The organism is Bradyrhizobium sp. BRP23, from assembly GCF_020194135.1.
Classification (GTDB): Bacteria; Pseudomonadota; Alphaproteobacteria; order Rhizobiales; family Xanthobacteraceae; genus Bradyrhizobium; species Bradyrhizobium yuanmingense.
The window spans coordinates 244787-264960 of the sequence record NZ_JADYVW010000002.1 but is presented as its reverse complement, the minus strand read 5'-3'; the positions used below and the strand labels follow the sequence as shown (position 1 = coordinate 264960).

Below are 20174 nucleotides of genomic sequence, written 5' to 3'. Positions count from 1 at the left end.
GCAAACGGTGAACCGGCGCCCCGAGCTGCGTGCGCGGCAAACGGCCCGACCGCACGCTGATTTGATCTGGGCGCTCTTTACGCCAAGCGCCCGGAAATCACCATAGCCGTGATGCATGGCTTGACGGCGAGCCGCGCCTGAAGCTTGCAGCGGATTTTTGCGGCCAGCTCGATTAACCTTGGCGCGGCGGGATCGGCCTATAGCCGAGCCACGCTCACGTCTGGCGATATGGGGAATAAAGATGCGATTGGCGGTCATTTCCGACATCCACGGCAATCTCGCCGCGCTGGAGGCGGTGCTGGCGGATATCAAGACGCGGGGCGTCGATCGGATAGTCAACCTCGGCGACTGCGTCACCAGCCCGTTGTGGCCGAGGGAAACGTTCGAATTCCTCCAATCGCTGTCGTTGCCGACCGTGCGCGGAAATCATGATCGCTGGATCGAGGAGTTTCCGGACGACAAGCTCTCGCCGGCAGGTCTGTTTGCGCGAAACGCACTGACTGCAGAGCAGCGCCGCGCGCTTCACAACCTGCCCTCCCAGCTGCGGCTGGACGACGGCATCCTGGCCTGCCATGGCACGCCCGAGAGCGATACGGCGTGCCTGCTGGAGGACGCACTCGACGACGGCCGCTTCGTGCCGGCACGCCGCGACGTGCTGGAAGCACGCCTTGCGAGCGAGCCGGCGGCGCGCGTGGTGCTGTGTGGCCATAGCCACCGCCCGGCCGTCGTTCACGGGCCGCGCGAATGTCTGGTCCTCAATCCCGGCAGCGTCGGATGCCCTGTTTTCGCTGACATTCCCTTTGCCGCGAAACTGGAACACCGCTCGCCTCACGCCCGCTACGCGATCCTCACCAAGGGCAAAAGGGGCTGGCAGGTCGAGCTGCTGGCCCTCGAATACGACTGGGAGGCCGCCTCGGCGCGCGCGCTCGCCAACAACCGTCCGGACTGGGCGCACGCCATGTTGTCGGGATACGTCAAATAGAATTTCTCAGATCTCGGCGTACACCTCCAGCAGATTCCCGTCGGGATCGCGGAAGAACAGCGTGCGATGGCCGAAGGGCTGGTTGGTCGGCGGTGACAGCAGCGCCACGCCTTGCCGCACGAGTTCATCGGCGCACGCGTCGACCTCTGCAGCAGAGACCTTGAAGGCCAGCTGCAGCGAGGCGCTGCCCGCTGGAGTCGGTGCATCGCTGGCGGTGCGGCTCGGCCTCGCCAGCACCAACGTGTTGCTGCCGAGGCCGTACTCGATCCAGTTCGGCGACAGCTCGCGCGAGAGCGGAAAGGCGAGGACGTCTTCGTAGAAGCGGCGCATCGGCGCCATGTCGCGCACGAAGATGACCATGTAGTCGATCGCGCGGATGGCGTGGAAGGGGGATTGTCGGGCTGGTTCGGGTGTCTTTTCGTCGGTCATTTCGTCGCTCGTTCCAGGCTCCGACTTTTAGCCCGCATGGAGCAAAGCGGAATGCGGGACGGACGTCCCCGGATTACGCTCGGCTCCACCCGGGCTACGGATTTTGTCTATCGCAGCAGGCCGCTACCATAGCGCAGCTCATAAAGCGGTGTACCATCCTGCCGGGCAATCGTCTCCACACCGTGGACGCGATCGATACCGCCTTCGATCTCGTTGCGGTACGCCATGCCGTCCTGCTCGAACAGGCGAGGTCCCCGGTAAGGCTCTTCGACGCCGACGCGCAGCAACGCCTGGCGCAGGAATTTGTAGATGGCGAGGAAGATCTCCCGCTCCGTGATCTCCGCACGAACGCCGCCGCTGTAGCTCATCGACCAGATGACGCGTTCATCCCGCGACACGGTCTCCTGCCCGACGAAGAAGCCCATCCCGAAATAGATATCGCGATAGGCATAAGGCGGCGCGTGATGCTCGAGCTGCTTGGAGCCGGTAAGCAGCGGCGCAGCAACGGTCGCATCGTCATCGAGACCCGCATAGGTGCGGCGTTTGGCTTCGACCAGGAACGCCGCGAGATCGTGAGGCGCGGACGGCATCGTCTACTCCACCAGCTCCGGCCACGGCACGATCGTCGCCTTCACCGTCTTCATCGCCATTGCGTCCTGCACGGCCTGCGCGACGCCCGCTTCCGTGAACGGGTAGATCGTCTGCATTTTCAGCCACGGGTATTTGTCACGGGTGCGGTAGAGCATGTCGACGCCGAGCGGGAGGTCGTTGCCGGTGAAGCCCCAGGATCCCAGCACGTTGAGATCCTTGGTGCAGATGCGGTGCCAGGAGGTGTCGATCGAGCCGGCGTCGGTGAACTGGCCCATCTCGACATAGGTGCCGCCGTCGCGCAGCATCTCGATGCCTTCGGGGCCGGCTGAGGGGTGGCCCGAGCAGTCCATCACGAGATCGGCGCCGAAGCCGCCGACGATCTCGCGGACGCGCGCAATGCGATCCTGCGGTGATTTCAGCTCCTCGATGTTCACGGTCGCCTCGGCGCCGAACTCACGCGCCAGCTTGAGCCGCGGCTCCTCCGGCGCGCCGACGCAGATGATGCGCCCCGCCCCCATCTCCCTGGCGGCCGCGACCGCCAGAATGCCGATCGGGCCGGAGCCCTGGATCACCACGGTGTCGCCCCAGCTGAATCCGCCGGCGCGGGTCGCACGATTGAAGGCCCGAATGCAGGAGGTCAGCGGCTCCGACAGCGCACCCAGGCGCAACGACATGTCGTCCGGCAGCTTGTAGATCTTGGTGCCCGGCAGCATGTCGAGATCGACATAGACATATTCGGCCCAGCCGCCCCACAAATGCGGCGCCTTGTCGAAGCCGAGATAGCGGCCGTAATAGACCGGCGTCAGGCATTTGTTCGCGGTTTGCGGATAGTGGATGCAATAGTAGCAGCGGCCGCACGGCATCAAGGGCGGGATCATCACTTTCGATCCAACTTTGAGCGGCTTGCTCATGAAATCTTCGGTGAACTCGTCGCCGCATTCGACGATGACGCCGCCGAGCTCGTGTCCCAGCGTGAACGGCCAGGGCAGCGGCTTCGGCCAGTGCCCCTTGAGGATATGGAGATCGGTGCCGCAAACCCCGCAGGCGCCGACCTTGATCAGCGCAGCCTTGCGGCCGACCTTCGGCCACGGCACGGTGCGGATCACGGGCTCCGAGCCGGGACCTGCGTGGGTGCAGACGCGGATTTGTTGCATGGCTGTTTCCTCGCTGCCCGCTTGTTGTGTTTTGATCGTGCGGGCCTGCGATCAACCTATGACAGCCCTGCGACATTGGAAATACCAACGCGGCGCGTTGACACGCCGCAGTTGTGTGAGCAGGCTGCGTGTGCCGGAGCGATGCCTGCTTCGGACCTGCGCGGCTCCTCGCGCCGCGGTCAGCCGGGATCATCAGATGGATTTGCGACCGGGTTCGGAACGAATTTTTGTCGCCTCTGACACCGATCCGGTAGACGGATATGTGCAATGGGCGCCGCAGAAGTCGCTGTGGCTCGCGGGCATGACGACGGCCGCCATCGCGCTTGCGCCGCTCTGCTTCTCCTGGTCGGCATTCGCACTCTTCCTCGCAGCGAGCGCCGTCACGCTCTGCGCGGGGCACTCCGTCGGCGTGCACCGCAAGCTGATTCATGCGAGCTACGACTGCCCACTCTGGCTGGAACATCTCTTCGTCTATCTCGGCACGCTCGTCGGCATGGCCGGGCCGTTCGGCATGATCCGCCTGCACGATTTCCGCGACTGGGCGCAGCGCCAGCCCGCGTGCCATGAATATTCCCGCCACGGCGCCGGCTTCTGGCGCGATGCCTGGTGGCAATTGCATTGCCGGCTGGTGCTGCGCCATCCGCCAAGATTCCGGCTCGAGCCGCCGCTTGCCAGTGACCGGTTCTATGCCTTCATCGAACGCACATGGATGTTGCAGCAATTGCCCTGGGCCCTCCTCTTCTTTGCAATCGGCGGGCTGGACTGGCTGGTCTGGGGCATTTGCGTGCGCGTCAGCGTCTGCGTCACCGGCCACTGGCTGGTCGGCCACTTCTCCCACACAAGCGGCGATCAGATCTGGAGCGTCGATGGCGTCGCGGCCCAAGGCTACAATGTCCGCCTCGCCGCGCTGATCAGCATGGGCGAGAACTGGCACAACAACCATCACGCCTATCCGGGCTCGGCGAAGCTCGGACTTTTGCCGGGACAGGTCGATCCCGGCTGGTGGCTGATCCGATCACTCGAAGCGATCGGGTTGGTCTGGAATGTCAGGACGCCGCACAACCTACCGGAGCGGCCCGGCTTGCGGCGATTGACCGAGGCGAAACGGGACGATGGGGTCGCCGATGCTGCGTGATGATCGCGATGGTGACGTCGATGCACTACAGGCGCCGTCATTGCGAGGAGCTGTTGCGACGAAGCAATCCAGAATCACTCAACAGGGGCAGTCTGGATTGCGTCGCTGCCCCGGCTCGACGAGAGCGAGCCGGAGCTCACAAGGCTTGCATCTGAGATCACGGGGCCTGGTGGCAAGCATGCATGGCTGCTGTTCCAGCACGCCCAATTGTCTTGAGCGCCGGCCGGCGAGCGTGTAACTCGCCACGAGTCTCACCTCAGGTCATCCCGTGAATCCCCTTCCCCAAAATCCCGTGGCCGCGTCCGGATCGTTCGCGGCGATGAGGTCCGTGCCCTACCGTCTCCAGTTCGCCTCTTACGTGCTGGCGATGATGGCCGACAATATCGAGCATGTGATCAGCTATTGGGTGGTGTTCCAGAAATTCCATTCGCCGACGCTGGGCGGGTTTGCCGTGTTGTCGCACTGGCTGCCGTTCCTGCTGTTCTCCGTCGCGGTCGGCGGCCTCGCCGACCGGTTTGATCCGCGCCGCATCATCCAGTGCGGCATGCTGCTGTTCATCGTCGCCTCCGCCGGTTGGGGCTTCTTCTTCCTGACCGATACGATCCAGATGTGGCACGCGATGCTGCTTCTGGTGATCCATGGCTGCGCCGGCGTGCTCTGGCAGACGCCGAACCAGCTCTTGCTCTACGACCTGGTCGGCCCGGCCGACCTGCCGAGCGCGGTGCGGCTGAACGCGATGGCGCGCTATCTCGGCATCCTGGTCGGACCTGCGGTGGGCGGGCTCATCATGCTGACGCTCGGTCCCTCGCACGGCATCATCTTCAACACGCTGTTCTATCTGCCGATGCTGCTCTGGCTGTTCTGGGCCCCGATCAGGGACAAGAGCGTGGCGGCAAGGCGTTTTGCCGTGCGCGGCCTTGCCGACATCGTGCTCACCATCCGCGCGATCGGCACCCAGCCCGTGCTGTCGGCGATGACGTGGCTCGCCGGCCTCACCTCCTTCATGATCGGCAACGCCTATCACGCCCAGATGCCGGGCTATGCCGGCGATCTCGGCCATGGCGATCCCGGCGTCTCCTACAGCGTGCTGCTCGCCGCGGACGCGGCCGGCGCATTGCTGGCCGGCATCGCGCTGGAATCCTGGGGACGGCTGAAGGGCACCCCGCGCACCGCGATCACGCTGGCGATGCTGTGGAGCGTGGCGCTGCTCGGCTTCGCGCTCGTGCCGGTCTATCCGGTCGCGATCGCGCTATTGTTCTTCGCGGGCTTCTTCGAGCTCTCCTTCAACACCATGGCGCAGGCGCTGGTGCAGCTGAACGCCCCGCACGACATCCGCGGCCGCGTCGTCGGCCTCTACAACATGGCCGGGCTCGGCATGCGCGCCTTCAGCGGCATCACGGTCGGGGTGGCAGGCGCGGCGATCGGCATCCACTGGTCGCTCGGCTTGTCGGCCGCCGTGCTGCTGGCGCTGCTGTGCCTGCTTTATGGGCGCGCCGGGAGGAAGCCGAGCCCCGCCTGAAGGTGTGGCTTTTCGAGCGCATCGTGTCTGTCCGCAACCGGCGCGCCCGATCCTAACGCGGCATTAACCCTGTGCACCTTAGGGTCGCAAGGACTCCGCCCGGGCGGGGGGTCGGGTGTTGGAAATGGCGTTGGCGAACAAAAAATTTCTTCCGGCCGCCGAGGAGCGCAGGCGCTTCCAGCGGGTGAAGGTGCACCTGCTCGGCCGCTACATGCTGCCGGACCGCCGGGAATTCCCCTGCCAGGTGATCAACATGTCGCCGGGCGGCCTCGCTTTGCTCGCCCCCGGCATCGGCAATGTCGGCGACCGCGTGGTCGCCTATCTCGACCATATCGGCCGCGTCGAGGGCAAGATCACCCGGATCATCGACAACGGCTTCGCCATGACCATCGGTGCGACGCCGCGCAAGCGCGACAAGCTCGCCGCGCAGCTGACCTGGCTCGCCAACCGCGACATCCTCAATCTGCCGGAGGACCGCCGCCACGACCGTATCGTGCCGCGCAACCCGATCGCGGTGCTGACGCTCGAGGACGGCACCAAGATGACCTGCCGCATCATCGACCTCTCGCTGTCGGGCGCGGCCATCGCCGCCGAGAACCGGCCGCCGCTGAAGTCGACGGTTCTGCTCGGCCGCGTCCAGGGCCGCGTGGTTCGAAACCTCGAGGACGGCTTCGCGCTCGAGTTCATGCACGAGCAGCCAGTGGAGACACTCGAAGAGAGCGTTACCGCGCGGTAAAGCGCAAGGACGCGAAAACCTCCATATTTCCAGGCTCGAAGGCGGCTTCCGCGATGCGGACGCCGCCTTTTTCATGTCCCGGGGCGAATGGCCAGCGGTTAACGGAGGGGCTGCAGATGAGCGCAAACAACGCTCCTCCCAGCGCTTCCGCGTTAATAGATAAAATTTGAATCAATTGCAGTTATATCCAATTTTACGCGAATTCTATTCAAGTATAGATCGAATTCGCCGCGCCTTTTACTTGCATTCGTCTCGACTTGACTTGGTCGACTTAGCGGCAACTCAAAAGCTCCGTGCGAAATGTGGTCCCAACAAGAAACGGGGGCCGCAATGTTTGACTTCAGGGGACGGGGGAAGGGACTGGCGCTGGCCGCCATGCTCTTCGGGATCAGCGCGGCAGCGCAGGCCGGCGAAGGCCGTCTGCTCTACGCGAGCCTCGGCGACACCACGCGTGCGCCGATCGGCTGGGTCGAGTTCTGCGCGGACAATGCTGCCCAGTGCCAGGGCGCACCGCTGCAGCCGCGCGACATCGTGATGTCGCAGGCCGCATGGCGCGACCTCGTCAAGGTCAATCGCTGGGTCAACGAGACCGTCAAGCCTCTGACCGACCAGGAGCACTGGGGCGTGATCGAGAAGTGGTCGCTGCCGTCAGACGGTTACGGCGACTGTGAAGACTACGTGCTGTTGAAGCGCAAGATGCTGATGGATGCCGGCTGGCCGCGCCAGGCCCTGCTCATCACCGTGGTGCGCGACAAGAAAGGCGAAGGCCACGCGGTGCTGACGGTGAAGACCGACAAGGGCGAGTTCATTCTCGACAATCAGAACGAGAACGTCCTCGCCTGGACGGAGACCGGCTACCGCTTCGTCAAGCGCCAGTCGCAGAGCGATCCCAACGTCTGGGTCTCGCTGGGCGATACCAAGCCGGCGGTCTCCACCGCCAGCGCCAAAGATTAGTAGGAACGAGACAACAGGTTACGCGACCCGGTCACATCCCCACCCCTCCCCGTCCCAGACCGGTTCGCGCGCGCCCAGCCATCCCCCAATGGCTGGGCGCAACTTTTTGGGAAAGCGCGATCAGCTCTGCTCGCCTTGGCGCGACCAGGGCACGCGTGCGGCGGCAAAATCCCGCCAGCTATCCTGCAAGCCCTGCTGCATGCCGATCGATGCCCGCGCCTGCCAGCCGGCGATCGCGGCCGCCGCAATGGCGCTGTCGCGATCGTCAGCGCCGAGCCCATCGAGCAACGAGGCCGTCACCGCCATGTCATTGAAGACGCCGAGCTCCTCCTGCAAGCCGGCGAGCCGGCGTGCGAATTTTCGTGCGGACTTGCGATCCTCGTAGAGCGGCAGCAGGAACTCGCTGAGATAGCGCAGCCGCTTGGTGGCGAGCCGCACGCGGTGCAGTTCGTCGACCGTCAGCGATTTGAAGCGGCGGCCGCGCTTGAGCACCTTCGCGTGCTGTTCCGATAGGACGCGCTGCGCGAAATTGAGGGCGGGCTCGGCGAGCCGGCCGAGATCTTCGGGCGCGACGCCGTTGCGCCAGCCGCGCGTCTCGATCCAACCGCCAAGACCGATCAGGAAGAGCGCGCAACGGCGATCATCGAGCGCGTGGCGGGCGCTGCGATAGGCTTCCGCCTGACGCTGAGCCGCGGCCCGCCCAAGCGCATCGAAAGCCGCGACCGACGGACAGGCTTTTGCGATCGCCGGCAAGGTGGCGAGCTGGAACACGTCCCAGTCGCGCGCGGCAGACAGGCCTTGCGCCAGCCATTTGGCCTCCGAGCGCAGCGCCTCGAGGTTGCTGAGCGCGCCGACCGATCGCATCAGGTCGAGCGCGGATCGCAGCCGGCGCAGCGAGACGCGCAGCTGATGCACGCCTTCCGGATTGCGGCCGTCCTCGGCCGCCGGCAGCGATTGCAGCAGGTGAAGGAAGCAGGTGCGCAGGATGGTCGCGAAGGCTTCGTCGAGCGTCACGGAGGGATCGAGGCGAAGCTTGCGCGGCCGGCGTGCCGACGGCGGCAGGTCCGCGGCAAGGTCGAAGCCGCGCGCCGACTTGCTGCGGATGGACGGCTTCACCGTTCCGTGCTCCGCAAGGCGCAGAGCGATCTCGTAGATCGCGCTCGTGCTGCCGCTCTTCAGCTCCAGCTCGATCTCGCTGACAGGAAGCGACCGGTCGCCGGCCGTCAGCTCGCCGCGGTCGCAGGCGACCTCGACCGTGCCGGACGGCAGGTCGATGATGCGCGTGTGACGATGCACATCGGCCGTGAACACCGCTTCGAGCGGCTGCGCTTTGAGTCGCTCGCGAATCTTCTCGGGAATGAACGGCATCGCCAAAGCGAGATCGGGCGCAAGCGAAGGCACGCTTGCTTCCCATTCGCCGCGACGCAACGGATCGTCCGCAACCTCGGTCTTCACGGTCTGCACGAAACGCGTGCCGCTCTGGCGGACGCGCAAGCTCAGGCCGGCGCGACGAAGCGCCCGCTCGGGCGTGTCGTAGTAGACGGACTTGAGACGTTTGCGCGTGCCCTTGTTGCGTGCGTTCGCCGCGATCACGGGCGCTGCGCCGAAATGCGCCATGCGATCGGCACCAACGAGCAGCTTGAGCTCGATTTCGGCGGCGGGAGATGCGGGCTGGGTCGGGCTCGGCGCGGGCGTCACGTCCTGCGATGGCGTCTGCTCAATGGCAGCGCGCTCCTCGACCGTCGCGGGTTCCACGCTGACGTCCTCGCGTTGCCCCGGGAAGCCGGTAAGGAGCTGCGTTCTCTTGGTGTTCCCAACAGCAGGATTGGCTTCCGGTGCGCCCGGAGTCTTGCGAGCCGGCGCAGCATCTGACTTTAGCATTTGCGGTAACATGACAGTTCGATGACAAGGCGACAGGATATAGCCTGTACAGCCTGCGAGGACTAGTCACATCAGATCGCCGTGCGATCATGATTCACACGTAACGCGTCACATAAAAGCTGCAGCCGTCAGCGCATACCCCTTCAAAGCCTGACCACAACACGCCGAGGGATGCCGGTCATTCTGCCGCTTCAAGATTGGCCGGCTTTTCAGCCTCGCCGAGCGGGGAAACCGCCGGGCCGTTGAGCGCGGTGCCATCGGGTGCAAACTGCGATCCGTGACATGGGCAGTCCCAGCACTGTTCGAGTGAGTTCCAGTGCACGACGCAGCCCAAATGGGTGCAGCTCGCCGAATGCAAATGCAAATGTCCGCTTCGGTCCCGGCACGCCGCGATCTTCTTCAGGCCGCTTCGGAAGAGGCGCCCCTCGCCGGGCCGCAGTTGTTCAGCGCTCGCGATTTCACTTGCGGTGAGATACTCCGCGAAATTCTTGATAGGGGTGATGTTCTCGCTGATGAACTCGCCGATGTTCCTTTGAATCTTCCGCGACGGAGCGTAGACGTCCTCCCAGGCACTTGCGCCGCTGGTGATGAGATCCGCGATCAGCATGCCGGCCACGAGCCCGTTGGTGATCCCCTGCCCGGAGTCGCCGCTGACAACGAATACATGCTCCTCGGGGCTGCGGCCGATGAAGCCGGCGAAATCGACCGGCTCCAACACCTGACCCGACCACCGATGGGTGACCTCGCGCAAATCCGGCAATCGCTCGCGCGCCCAGCGCTCAAGCGCGTCAAGGCGCTGTGCGCCATCATTCGCCTCACCCGACTTGTGATCTTCGCCGCCGATGATCACGATGTCCTCGTCGGCAGATAACGGGTGGAGGCGGACATAATGATAAGGATCGAGCGTGTCCCAATAGAGCGCATCCTCCACGGCGCCGGCCGCAATCTTCGCGGCGAGTGCATAAGTGCGGTAAGGCGCCTGCTTGGTGTGGATCGCCACCTGAACATTGACGGGCGAGTTGGTCGCAACCACCACGTCGGCGGCGTGAACCTCGTAGCCTGAGGCGGTGGTGACGACCATGCTACCCTGGCGTTGCTGGATGCTCTCGACGCAGGTGTCAGCATAGAGCTGGGCGCCCCGGCGCTGCAGTGCGCTCGCCAGACCGGCGAGATATTTAGTCGGATGCAGGCGCGCCTGGCGCGGAAAGCGCAGCGAACGCGTCTGACCGCTGTCATGGAATGGTGTCCGCTCGATGCAATTTTCGACCGGAATCTGCAGCTTGCGACAGCAGTCCAATTCACTATCCAGCTCGGATGCGGACGTTTCGGATGCCAGTACCCAATAGCCATCGACGCGCTTAAAACCGCAATCGATGTGCTCGGCGCCTTGGATGGCCTCGACGCGATCGATCGCGGCAGCGACGCTCTGATAGTAACGCCGCGCACAGTCAGGGCCGCGGACTCGCACAAACGCATCATAACCATCATCAAGCGCGGTCGCCAGATGCGCCGTGGTGCGCGCCGTCATCCCGCTGCCGATGCGGCCGCGATCGATCACTGCGACCGAACGTCCATGGCAAGCAAGTTCATATGCGACCGAAAGCCCGGCTATTCCGGAGCCGACCACGGCAACGTCCACGCCGACCGTACTCGACAGCACCGGAGCTTCGGCGACAGATACGTCCATCCAGAGGGACCACGTGTGCTCATCCCGTACATTCATGGCGCTACTCCTCGGAAGAACAAACGATGCAGCAGAATGACGGTTCCTATGTGCGCTATCGACCGATGAGATGGCCGCATTCATTAGGAACCTTCATCGTGCTCGCGCTTGAACCGGCATGAAAAGTCCATCACCGGGGATGCGCAGGGCGCTGCGCCAGGCGCGATTGTACGGGCACCTGCTCGTCCGCAACGACAGGCTGTATCACCCGGGCGGCAATCATCCGATCTGCTCGATACAGCTTGCACGAGAGATGGTCAGGTCAGGATGGATGACCAAGCACGACGGCGAATACGAGATCACGGCAGAGGGGCAGCTTGCCGCCGAAAGCGAAATCGGTCGCTGAGGAGCCGATGCGGCACCGTCCAATTCCCGGCCGGGAGTCGGGCCTGTTGACTGATCCGGCGATTACATCATTGACTAGCGGCACGGTCCTCACAAAGAGCTGCCATGCCCTCGTTCCGTCCCGTTATCGCGTTGTCGAGAGGCCTCGAGGTCCTGCGCGTCATCAACCAGGAACGGCAATCGACCGTAGGCTCGCTGCATAAGGCGACGGGCCTCAACAAGGCAACAATCGTCCGCATGCTCGAAACGCTGGAGCATGAAGGATATGTAGTGCGGCGCGCCGAGCCGCCCAGCTATGCCCCGACCGGACGGGCGCTCCTGCTCAGCGCCGGCTACGACGAACCCAATTGGATCGGCGGTATCGCCGAACCGATGCTCAACAAGTTTCGCCAACAGATTCAGTGGCCCTCGGACGTGGCCGTGCTCGACGAGGAATCCATGGTGATCGCGCATACGACGCGGATCGGCGGTTCGCTGCTCTTCTACCGTCCGCCGGGTTTTCGCTTTCCCGTGCTGGGCACCTCGATGGGGCGCGCCTATTTGGCGTTTTGCGAACCGGCCGAGCAGGAGCGCATCGCGGCGCGCCTTGCCCTCAGCCCGGAGCCCTGGAACGACCTCGCCCGCAATCCCGCCAAACTCACCAAGGTGCTGCGCGCGATCCGGAAAGCCGGATTCGCAGTGATGGACGAGAGCTACAGCCGCCGCATCTTCGGCGGCGCCGTCTGGGCGATCGGCGTTCCCGTCGCTGTTCCGAACCGCCTGTTCGCAAGCATGAACGTGATGATGCTGCGCGAGGCCGTCAGCACCGAGGAAGGTCTCAGGCGCTTCGTGCCTCAGATGAAGAAAGTCGCCTCCGCACTGGCCGAGACGCTCAGCGCCAGGCTTGCTGCGGCCGGCCCGTCCGCGGCCGCCAAGAGCTAGCCATTTCACACAATGAAATGTTGTTTCTATTTGGCTCTGCTCGTGTGACATCTCTGCCCGGCGGCCAAAGGGCGCCCAAAGACGCAACAAAACCGGAGGGGCAAGTGAGGACATTCGTCGCAATGCTGGGCGCTGCGATTGCAGGCCTGGTGCTGGCCACGGCTGATGGGGCTGCGGCCGAAGCCTGGCCAACCAAAGCAATCAAGATCGTCGTGTCGACGCCCGCCGGCGGCATCACCGATGCGTTCGCCCGCGCCTATGGCGATTACATCTCTCAGAAGCTCGGACAGCCGGTCGTCGTCGAAAACAAGACGGGAGCGAGCGGCGCGCTGGCAGCCCAATCGGTCAAGGATTCGCCGGCGGACGGCCATACGCTGATGTACACGATCTCGTCCACGCTGCTCGGAAACCGACTGCTGCTGAAGTCGCTCGCCTACGATCCGGACAAGGATTTCACGATCGTCGCGATGACGCCATCGGGTCATCTGCCGCTGGTCGTCCATTCCGCCACCGGTGCAAAGTCCATCGAAGATTTCGTCGCCTATGCGCGCCGCAACAAGGTCACGGCCGGCTCGTATGGGATCGGTTCGTTCGCGCACATCGCGATCGCCGAGCTCAATCGCCAATACGGCCTCGACATCTCCATCGTGCATTACCGCGGCGAAGCGCCGATGTGGCAGGACCTGGCGGCCGGCGTCATCCAGGCCGCGACCGGCAGCTACCAAGCCGCGCTTCCGGTCCTTGATACCGGCGTCGGCCGCGCGATCGCTGTTCCGTCACTGGTTCGCATGAAGAAGCTGCCGGACACCAAGACGTTCACCGAGCAGGGGGTCACCGGCAAGGTCTTCCAGCTGACCAGCTTCACGACCCTGGTGGCGCCCGCTGCGACGCCGACCGACCGGATCGAGCTGCTCGCCAAGCTGATGGTCGAAGGCGGCAAGACCGAGCGTGTCCAGAAGCTGCTGGAGGCCTTCGGGGTCGATGCGCCGGCAATGGACCGCGCATCCTCGGTCGCCCTCTACGAAAAAGAAGGGCCGGTCTGGCTGGAATCGATCAAGAATCTCGGATTGGAGCCACAATAGCGTCCGGACCCGCCGATCCCGTGCGCTGGCGACGCCCTTCTCACGCCCCCAGCACGTCCGCCAGCCGCAATTCATCGGCGGCGGGATCCTTCAGGAACAGCTCCGCCTCGATCTCGTTCAGGTGCGACAGCATCAAGGCGCCGGCGCGCGCCTTGTCGCGCTTGCGGATCGCGGCGGCGATCCCGGCGTGATGATCGGTGCCGCACGCGGGCGTGTCGTGACGGCGGTACAGCAGGATGATGAGCGAGGAGCGCGCGATCAGCTCCTTCAGGAAGCCGAGATAGATGCTGTGGCCGCTCATCTCGGCGACGAGACGATGAAACTCGCCGGACAGACGGACGGAGGCGCGGGCATCGCCGCGCAACTCGGCCTCGCGTTCTTCCGTGAGATGGTGCTGCAGGCGATCGAGCCAGGCCGGCGAAACCGCGTCAATGGCGCGGTCCACGATGCTGGGCTCGATCAGGCGCCGCGCCTCGAACACCTCGCGGGCATCAGCCGGCGTCGGGCGCGCAACGAAAGCGCCGCGATTCTTCTCGATATTGACGATGCCCTCATGCGCAAGCTGCTGCAGCGCTGAGCGCACCAGCGTCCGGCTTGCGCCGTAGATGTCGCCGATCTCGTCCTCCCCGAGCTTGGTGCCGGGCAGCAGGCGATGCTCGAGGATCGCGGCAGTCACACCCTCCCGGATACGGCTGACGCGATCGCTCGCGTCTGGCGCATCGGGTTTCTGGCGGGTCTTGGCGGCCATGATTGTGAGGCTCGATCGACGAACGTTCGGCCTGCAATGTTAGTCGACGAGCTGTATCCAATCACAGGCGAAACTTTATACAATCTTCGCCCGTTTTGTGTGCAGCTGGCTGCACGGGTGACGGCCCGACATTGGGCCGGAATCGATCTAACGATCTGACTCCGCTGCACAGTTTCTGAAATTCGCATCGTCGCGGGCTGTTGGCACGGACCTTGCGGAGAGAGGCGGGACGCAACGCCCCTCCTCGGACACGCCATGGCCATTCCCGCCGCTCTCGAACTGGTCGCCGTCACCAAGCGCTACGACGCCACGCTGGCCGTTGACAACGTCAACCTGAAGATCCCGGCCGGCACCTATTGCTGCCTGCTCGGCCCCTCCGGCTGCGGCAAGACCTCGACGCTGCGCATGATCGCAGGTCACGAGGCGGTCAGCGAAGGCGACATCATCCTCGGCGCGCAGAACGTCACCGACCTCGAGCCCGCCAAGCGCGGCACCGCGATGATGTTCCAGTCCTACGCTCTGTTTCCGCACCTCTCCGTGCTCGACAACGTCGCCTTCGCCCTGAAGATGCGCGGCATCGACAAGGCGACGCGGCACAAGCGCGCCGGCGAATTGCTCGAGCTGGTCGCGATGAGCCAATATGCAGGCCGTCTTCCGGCGCAGCTCTCCGGCGGCCAGCAGCAGCGCGTCGCGCTCGCGCGCGCGCTGATCACCGAGCCGCAGATCCTCCTGCTCGACGAGCCGCTCTCGGCGCTCGATCCGTTCCTGCGCGTCAAGATGCGCGGCGAGCTGAAGCGGCTGCAGCGCGAGCTCGGCATCAGCTTCATCCAGGTTACCCACGGCCAGGAAGAGGCGATGGCCCTCGCCGACCACATCGTGGTGATGAACCACGGCAGGATCGAGCAGCAGGGCACGGCGCGCGACATCTTCCATCGTCCCCGCACCGAATTCGTGGCCCGATTCATCGGCGGACACAACGTGCTCAGCGACGCCGGCAATCTCATCGCCGTTCGCGCCGATCAGCTCGGCATCGTGCCGTTCGCCGACGGCGCCTTCGGCGCGCCGGCGCTGCTGACCCAGACCGAATACCAGGGCTCCTATATCGCCGTCTCGCTCACGCTCGACGACGGCACCGCCCTGTTCTCCCACGTTCCCGAGGCCGCCTTCGACGTGCATCCGTTCCGCCCGGGCGATCGCGTGCTGGCGACCTGGGATCCCGCCAAGGCACAACGCCTGCAATAGCACCCTTCACCACGGAAAATGCGCAACACAGAGGAGTGAGCGAAATGACCGAGACGACCAGGAAGACCGGCGTCAGCCGCCGCACGCTATTGAAGGGCACCGCGGGTCTCGCCGGCCTTGCCGCCGGCTCCGGCGCGATCACCGGCTTTCCTTACGTGAAGTCGGCCGATGCGAAGGTGCTGCGCTATCTCGGCACGGCCGTGAACGAGGGCGACGACATCGCCAAGCAGTGCCTGAAGGACACCGGCATCAAGATCGAATACATCACCGCAACCACCGACGATGTCACCAAGCGCGTGATGACGCAGCCGAATTCCTTCGACGTGCTGGATACCGAATATTTCTCGCTGAAGAAGCTGGTGCCGTCGGGCAACATCCTTGCGCTCGACGCCAAGAAGATCAAGGAGTTCGGCAACATCACCCCCGTCTTCACCAAGGGCGAGACGCCCGGCGGCAAGAAGATCGGCGGCCAGGGCACCGCGCCCTGGAAGGTGCTCTATCTCGAAGGCAAGGACTCCAAGAAGTTCGCGACGTCGGCGACGGAATTCGTCACGCTGATCCCGACCGTCTACAACGCCGACACGCTCGGCATCCGCCCCGACCTGATCAAGCGTCCGATCACCACCTGGGCCGAGCTGCTCAACCCCGAATTCAAGGGCAAGGCTTCAATCCTCAACATCCCCTCGATCGGCATCATGGATGCCGCCATGGTCGTGGAAGCCTCCGGCAAGTACAAATATGCCGACAAGGGCAACATGACCAAGGAAGAGATCGATCTCACCATGAAGGTGATGACCGAGGCCAAGAAGGCCGGCCAGTTCCGCGCCTTCTGGAAGGACTTCAACGAGAGCGTCAACCTGATGGCCTCGGGCGAGACCGTGATTCAGTCGATGTGGTCACCGGCGGTTACCAAGGTGCGCTCGATGAGCATCCCCTGCACCTTCCAGCCGCTGAAGGAAGGCTACCGGTCCTGGGCTTCCGGCTTCTGCGTGTCCAAGGGCGTCTCGGGTGCCAAGCTCGAATGGGCCTATGAATTCGTGAACTGGTTCCTGTCGGGCTTTGCCGGCGCCTATCTCAACCGCCAGGGCTATTACTCCGCCGTGCTCTCCACCGCGAAGGCCCACATGGAGCCCTACGAATGGGCCTACTGGATGGAAGGCAAGCCGGCCGAGAAGGACATCAAGGCGCCCGACGGCTCGCTGCTTGAAAAGGCCGGCGCGGTGCGTGACGGCGGCTCCTACGAGGATCGCATGGGCGGGGTCGCGTGCTGGAACGCCGTGATGGACGAGAACGACTACATGGTCCGCAAGTGGAACGAGTTCATCGCGGCGTAACGGACATGTCGGAAGAAGTCCTGCAACAGGCAGCCCCGGGCTTGATCCCGGGGTCGGGCACAGCGCGCGCCGCAAAGCCGACGCGCCTGTCGCCGTCCTTCATCTCCTGGCTCCAGGCCGGGCCGATGATGCTGGTCTTTCTCGCGTTCTTCCTCATTCCGCTCGTCTTCGTCGTCATCGTCTCGTTCTGGGACTATAACGAATACCAGCTGCTGCCGGCTTTCTCCGGCCGCGGCTACACCGACACGTTCGAAGGCTGCATCGCGCAGCTCCCTGAGCTCTGCACCATCGCCAAGACCTATCTGAAGACGCTGAAGCTCTGCTTCCTGGTCTGGGCCATCACCCTCTTCGTCGGCTTCTGGGTCGCCTACTTCCTCGCCTTCCACGTCAAGTCCAAGACCTGGCAGATGGGCTTGTCGCTGCTCTGCACGATCCCGTTCTGGACCTCCAACGTGATCCGCATGATCGCCTGGATCCCGCTGCTCGGCCGCAACGGCCTGGTGAACACCGGCCTGATGAAGACGGGCCTGATCAACCATCCCGTGGAATGGCTGCTGTTCTCCGAATTCTCAGTGGTGCTGGCACTGGTGCACCTCTTCACCTTCTTCATGGTGGTGCCGATCTTCAACTCGATGGTGCGCATCGACAAGTCGCTGATCGAGGCCGCCTATGATGCCGGCGCCAGCGGTTTCCAGACCCTCGTCAACGTCATCATTCCGCTGGCCAAGCCCGGCATCGTGATCGGCTCGATCTTCGTCATCACCATCGTGATGGGCGACTTCATCACCATCGGCGTGATGGGCGGCCAGCAGATCGCCGCCGCCGGCAAGATCATCGAGACGCGGGTCAACGCGCTGCAATTCCCCGCCGCCGCGGCCAATGCCGTGATCCTCCTCGCAATCACCTTCCTGATCATCACCATGATGTCGCGCATCGTCGACATCAAGAAGGAGCTCTAGAGCATGAAGGAAGGACGCCCGCGCTCGTTCTACGTGCTCGCGATCTTCTTCGCGGCCTATGTGCTGTTTCTCTATGGGCCGATGATCGCGATCTACGTGCTGTCGTTCCAGGGGCCGCAGGGCGGCCTCACCTTCCCGATGAACGGCGTATCGACCTTCTGGATCGCAAAATTGTTCCAGGGCACCGGCATCGTCGATCTCGGTGCCGCCTTCCGCCGCTCGCTGCTGCTCGGCATCGTCGTGATGATCGTCACCGTCGTGCTGTCGGTCGCCGCCGGCATGGCGTTCCGGCGCAAGTTCAAGGCGCAGAGCATCCTGTTCTACTCGGCGATCGCCAGCCTCATCGTGCCCTCGATCATCACCTCGCTCGGCATCTCGCTCGAGTTCCGCATCATCGACGACCTGATCAAGGCGCATTGGAACGAGAATTTCGAGACCTCGATGGGCCTGCTGACGTCCGGGCTCGGCGCGCACCTGACCTGGACGCTGCCGTTCGGGCTGCTCATCATGTTCGCGATCTTCAACCGCTTCGATCCGCGGCTGGAAGAGGCCGCGCGCGATCTCGGCGCGACACCGTGGCAGACCTTTCGTCATGTCGTGCTGCCGATCATCCTGCCCTCGGTGATCGGCATCGGCCTGTTCGGCTTCACGCTGTCCTGGGACGAGCTCGCACGCTCCAGCCAGGCGATCGGCGCCGTGAACACGTTGCCGCTGGATCTTCAAGGCCTCACCACCACCGTGACCAACCCCGACATCTACGCGCTCGGCACCGTGATCTCGGCGGTCTCGTTCACGGTCATCACGCTTGCGCTCGGCACCATTCACGTGCTCAACAAGCGGCAGGCGGCCAAGGGCTCGGACGCCGGCAAGGGACTCGTCTGAGATAAGGACTCGTCTGTTCCAATGCGGCTTCACGTCGTCAACCCCAACACAACGGCGTCGATGACGGCGAAGATCTCCGCTGCCGCGCGCAGCGTTGCCCTCGCGGGCACCGTGATCGATGCGCGTCAGCCGGCGATGGGCCCGGTCTCGATCGAGGGGTTTTACGACGAAGCTTTCGCGGTGCCCGGCATGCTCGGCTGCATTCGCGAGGCCGATCGCGACGGCGCGGACGCACACATCATCGCCTGCTTCGACGACACCGGCCTGGATGCCGCGCGCGCCGCCGCCAAAGCGCCTGTGATCGGCATCGGCGAGGCCGGCTTCCACCTCGCGAGCCTGATCGCGGCGCGCTTTGCCGTGGTGACCACGCTCGGCGTCTCCATCGTGCCGATCGAGCACAATCTGCGGAAGTACGGCCTGGCCGAACGCTGTGCCCGCGTCCGTGCCGCCGAGGTCCCCGTGCTGGCGCTCGAAGAGCGCAACATTGATGCGCTCGGCAAGATATCGGCGGAGATCACCGCCGCCATCCGTGACGACCGGGCAGAAGCGATCGTGCTCGGCTGCGCCGGCATGGCCGATCTCGCAGGCGAGCTCGCCGCCACGCACGGCCTTCCCGTGGTCGACGGCGTCGCCGCCGCCGTGACGCTGACGGAATCACTGGTGCGGCTTGGACTGAAGACCTCCCGGCTTGGGCCCTATGCGGCACCGCGCGCAAAGAGCTATTCCGGGCCGTTCTCGCAATTTCAGCCTTGATCCCTGCCCCCTGCGCGGCGCTCCCGGGCTGCAAGAGCCGCTGATCACTGGTTTTTTGCCGCTCAGCCTCTTTTTGGTCCCATTCCTTGCCGAAACGTAAGGCTTTCGGGACGCCCCGGTGACCCCTCTGGGTTGCCGGTCTTCGCCACTCACCAAGTTTCAATTTGGGTTTTGTCAGCGATGATCGATCTCGCCCAGGACAGGCCGTCCAACACCCTCCTTCGCCTTGGCGCCCAGCCGATCGCGCTGACTGCTGCAGCCCTCCTGCTGCTGATCGCGGGCGTGACGTCGATCGCAATCTGGCGGGCCTATACCGGTGCCGCCCCCGAGAGCGACCGGGTGGTGGCCTCGCGGCAGCTTCAGGCCCGCACCGCCCAGGCCTCCGAGCAGCTGGTCGAGAAGACCAAGGGGCTGGAGGCGACCCAGCAGGAATCGATCGACCAGCTCCAGGTGGTGCAGGACCAGCTTCAGACGATGAAGCGGCTGCTGGCGGCGCAACAGGCCGACACCAAGCGCCTGTCGGAGCAGGTTACGGCCTTGAACGAATCCATCGACGGCTTGCGGCAGTCCTTTGCCAGTGCACGGGCGACCGAGGTCGAGACTCCATCGGTTACCCGCAGGAAACCAGCGCGGCGCGTCCACGCCAGCGCCCGCAAGCGCTCGGGCGGCTGAGCCGGTCACGGTGCGGGAACTTTATTTTCGCCACTTGTGAACTGGATCACATTCGCCGGTATGATTCCGCGCGATGCTCGCCGTTACCGGATGGCGTGAGCCGATTTCAATATCCGGGGCTGGCAAGGTCGT

The 20174-nt window shown here is 64.4% G+C and carries 20 protein-coding genes; 14 read left to right on the top strand and 6 right to left on the bottom strand.

Annotated features, from left to right (window positions below):
* Nucleotides 1-241: 241 nt before the first annotated feature.
* On the top strand, nt 242-982 hold the full coding sequence (locus I6F24_RS05565) for a metallophosphoesterase family protein (RefSeq protein ID WP_225139829.1): 741 nt from the start codon (nt 242-244) through the stop codon (nt 980-982).
* Between the two features lie 6 nt (nt 983-988).
* On the opposite strand, the gene I6F24_RS05560 is transcribed toward I6F24_RS05565, so the two are convergent.
* The 3 genes from I6F24_RS05560 to I6F24_RS05550 all read right to left on the bottom strand — a co-directional run bounded on the left by I6F24_RS05560 (nt 989) and on the right by I6F24_RS05550 (nt 3156).
* A complete protein-coding gene (locus tag I6F24_RS05560) occupies nt 989-1411 on the bottom strand; it encodes a VOC family protein (protein WP_225151334.1) in 423 nt (140 codons plus the stop codon).
* 107 nt (nt 1412-1518) lie between these two features.
* Nucleotides 1519-2001 carry a DUF5680 domain-containing protein gene (locus I6F24_RS05555; RefSeq protein WP_225115091.1) on the bottom strand — a complete coding sequence of 161 codons (483 nt, stop codon included), beginning with the start codon at nt 1999-2001 and terminating at the stop codon, nt 1519-1521.
* Nucleotides 2002-2004: 3 nt separating this feature from the next.
* On the bottom strand, nt 2005-3156 hold the full coding sequence (locus tag I6F24_RS05550; protein WP_225115092.1) for a zinc-binding dehydrogenase: 1152 nt from the start codon (nt 3154-3156) through the stop codon (nt 2005-2007).
* Here I6F24_RS05550 and I6F24_RS05545 point away from each other — a divergent pair.
* The 4 genes from I6F24_RS05545 (at nt 3134) to I6F24_RS05530 (ending at nt 7500) form a co-directional block, all read left to right on the top strand.
* On the top strand, nt 3134-4291 hold the full coding sequence (locus tag I6F24_RS05545) for an acyl-CoA desaturase (protein WP_225156196.1): 1158 nt from the start codon (nt 3134-3136) through the stop codon (nt 4289-4291). The two genes, I6F24_RS05550 and I6F24_RS05545, sit on opposite strands and share 23 nt — an antisense overlap.
* 268 nt (nt 4292-4559) lie before the next feature.
* Nucleotides 4560-5810 carry an MFS transporter gene (locus I6F24_RS05540; protein WP_346656898.1) on the top strand — a complete coding sequence of 417 codons (1251 nt, stop codon included), beginning with the start codon at nt 4560-4562 and terminating at the stop codon, nt 5808-5810.
* A gap of 124 nt (nt 5811-5934) precedes the next feature.
* Nucleotides 5935-6546, top strand: a complete 612-nt coding sequence (locus I6F24_RS05535) for a PilZ domain-containing protein (protein WP_025037137.1) — start codon at nt 5935-5937, stop codon at nt 6544-6546.
* A 330-nt stretch (nt 6547-6876) separates the two neighbouring features.
* Nucleotides 6877-7500, top strand: coding sequence for a transglutaminase-like cysteine peptidase (locus tag I6F24_RS05530; protein ID WP_036029667.1), 624 nt, complete (start codon nt 6877-6879; stop codon nt 7498-7500).
* 120 nt (nt 7501-7620) lie between these two features.
* On the opposite strand, the gene I6F24_RS05525 is transcribed toward I6F24_RS05530, so the two are convergent.
* Together I6F24_RS05525 and I6F24_RS05515 are read right to left on the bottom strand one after the other, a co-directional pair.
* The gene (locus I6F24_RS05525; RefSeq protein WP_225151328.1) at nt 7621-9381 is read right to left on the bottom strand and encodes a CYTH and CHAD domain-containing protein; all 1761 of its coding nucleotides are present in this window, start codon (nt 9379-9381) and stop codon (nt 7621-7623) included.
* A 178-nt stretch (nt 9382-9559) separates the two neighbouring features.
* Nucleotides 9560-11104 (bottom strand): FAD-dependent oxidoreductase, encoded by a 1545-nt coding sequence (locus tag I6F24_RS05515; RefSeq protein ID WP_249787213.1) that lies wholly within the window; start codon nt 11102-11104, stop codon nt 9560-9562.
* Between the two features lie 118 nt (nt 11105-11222).
* Here I6F24_RS05515 and I6F24_RS05510 point away from each other — a divergent pair, with 118 nt between their 5' ends.
* The 3 genes from I6F24_RS05510 to I6F24_RS05500 all read left to right on the top strand — a co-directional run bounded on the left by I6F24_RS05510 (nt 11223) and on the right by I6F24_RS05500 (nt 13452).
* Nucleotides 11223-11450, top strand: a complete 228-nt coding sequence (locus I6F24_RS05510; RefSeq protein WP_036015270.1) for a hypothetical protein — start codon at nt 11223-11225, stop codon at nt 11448-11450.
* A 104-nt stretch (nt 11451-11554) separates the two neighbouring features.
* Entirely contained in the window at nt 11555-12370 is an 816-nt protein-coding gene (locus I6F24_RS05505; protein ID WP_036015272.1) for a helix-turn-helix domain-containing protein, read from the top strand.
* Between the two features lie 104 nt (nt 12371-12474).
* Nucleotides 12475-13452 carry a tripartite tricarboxylate transporter substrate binding protein gene (locus tag I6F24_RS05500; RefSeq protein WP_036029677.1) on the top strand — a complete coding sequence of 326 codons (978 nt, stop codon included), beginning with the start codon at nt 12475-12477 and terminating at the stop codon, nt 13450-13452.
* Between the two features lie 40 nt (nt 13453-13492).
* Here the strand turns inward: I6F24_RS05500 and I6F24_RS05495 are convergent, their stop codons facing one another.
* On the bottom strand, nt 13493-14200 hold the full coding sequence (locus tag I6F24_RS05495) for a GntR family transcriptional regulator (RefSeq protein WP_036029681.1): 708 nt from the start codon (nt 14198-14200) through the stop codon (nt 13493-13495).
* A 255-nt stretch (nt 14201-14455) separates the two neighbouring features.
* Here I6F24_RS05495 and I6F24_RS05490 point away from each other — a divergent pair, with 255 nt between their 5' ends.
* The 6 genes from I6F24_RS05490 to I6F24_RS05465 all read left to right on the top strand — a co-directional run bounded on the left by I6F24_RS05490 (nt 14456) and on the right by I6F24_RS05465 (nt 20042).
* A complete protein-coding gene (locus tag I6F24_RS05490; RefSeq protein WP_225151326.1) occupies nt 14456-15442 on the top strand; it encodes an ABC transporter ATP-binding protein in 987 nt (328 codons plus the stop codon).
* 44 nt (nt 15443-15486) lie between these two features.
* Entirely contained in the window at nt 15487-16776 is a 1290-nt protein-coding gene (locus I6F24_RS05485) for a PotD/PotF family extracellular solute-binding protein (protein ID WP_225151324.1), read from the top strand.
* A gap of 5 nt (nt 16777-16781) precedes the next feature.
* The gene (locus tag I6F24_RS05480) at nt 16782-17735 is read left to right on the top strand and encodes an ABC transporter permease (RefSeq protein WP_036015279.1); all 954 of its coding nucleotides are present in this window, start codon (nt 16782-16784) and stop codon (nt 17733-17735) included.
* Nucleotides 17736-17738: 3 nt separating this feature from the next.
* Entirely contained in the window at nt 17739-18617 is an 879-nt protein-coding gene (locus tag I6F24_RS05475; protein ID WP_025037151.1) for an ABC transporter permease, read from the top strand.
* Between the two features lie 21 nt (nt 18618-18638).
* Nucleotides 18639-19370: an aspartate/glutamate racemase family protein gene (locus tag I6F24_RS05470; protein WP_225151322.1), complete on the top strand. Its 732-nt coding sequence runs from the start codon at nt 18639-18641 to the stop codon at nt 19368-19370.
* A gap of 180 nt (nt 19371-19550) precedes the next feature.
* Nucleotides 19551-20042, top strand: coding sequence for a hypothetical protein (locus I6F24_RS05465; protein ID WP_057029563.1), 492 nt, complete (start codon nt 19551-19553; stop codon nt 20040-20042).
* Nucleotides 20043-20174: the final 132 nt, after the last annotated feature.

Coding starts and splice junctions, on each gene's coding strand:
- I6F24_RS05530 (WP_036029667.1), top strand. CDS start 6,877: ATGTTTGACTTCAGGGGACGGGGGAAGGGACTGGCGCTGGCCGCCATG.
- I6F24_RS05550 (WP_225115092.1), bottom strand. CDS start 3,156: ATGCAACAAATCCGCGTCTGCACCCACGCAGGTCCCGGCTCGGAGCCC.
- I6F24_RS05535 (WP_025037137.1), top strand. CDS start 5,935: ATGGCGTTGGCGAACAAAAAATTTCTTCCGGCCGCCGAGGAGCGCAGG.
- I6F24_RS05470 (WP_225151322.1), top strand. CDS start 18,639: ATGCGGCTTCACGTCGTCAACCCCAACACAACGGCGTCGATGACGGCG.
- I6F24_RS05495 (WP_036029681.1), bottom strand. CDS start 14,200: ATGGCCGCCAAGACCCGCCAGAAACCCGATGCGCCAGACGCGAGCGAT.
- I6F24_RS05505 (WP_036015272.1), top strand. CDS start 11,555: ATGCCCTCGTTCCGTCCCGTTATCGCGTTGTCGAGAGGCCTCGAGGTC.
- I6F24_RS05485 (WP_225151324.1), top strand. CDS start 15,487: ATGACCGAGACGACCAGGAAGACCGGCGTCAGCCGCCGCACGCTATTG.
- I6F24_RS05490 (WP_225151326.1), top strand. CDS start 14,456: ATGGCCATTCCCGCCGCTCTCGAACTGGTCGCCGTCACCAAGCGCTAC.
- I6F24_RS05480 (WP_036015279.1), top strand. CDS start 16,782: ATGTCGGAAGAAGTCCTGCAACAGGCAGCCCCGGGCTTGATCCCGGGG.
- I6F24_RS05475 (WP_025037151.1), top strand. CDS start 17,739: ATGAAGGAAGGACGCCCGCGCTCGTTCTACGTGCTCGCGATCTTCTTC.
- I6F24_RS05510 (WP_036015270.1), top strand. CDS start 11,223: ATGAAAAGTCCATCACCGGGGATGCGCAGGGCGCTGCGCCAGGCGCGA.
- I6F24_RS05465 (WP_057029563.1), top strand. CDS start 19,551: ATGATCGATCTCGCCCAGGACAGGCCGTCCAACACCCTCCTTCGCCTT.
- I6F24_RS05565 (WP_225139829.1), top strand. CDS start 242: ATGCGATTGGCGGTCATTTCCGACATCCACGGCAATCTCGCCGCGCTG.
- I6F24_RS05515 (WP_249787213.1), bottom strand. CDS start 11,104: ATGAATGTACGGGATGAGCACACGTGGTCCCTCTGGATGGACGTATCT.
- I6F24_RS05555 (WP_225115091.1), bottom strand. CDS start 2,001: ATGCCGTCCGCGCCTCACGATCTCGCGGCGTTCCTGGTCGAAGCCAAA.
- I6F24_RS05525 (WP_225151328.1), bottom strand. CDS start 9,381: ATGCTAAAGTCAGATGCTGCGCCGGCTCGCAAGACTCCGGGCGCACCG.
- I6F24_RS05560 (WP_225151334.1), bottom strand. CDS start 1,411: ATGACCGACGAAAAGACACCCGAACCAGCCCGACAATCCCCCTTCCAC.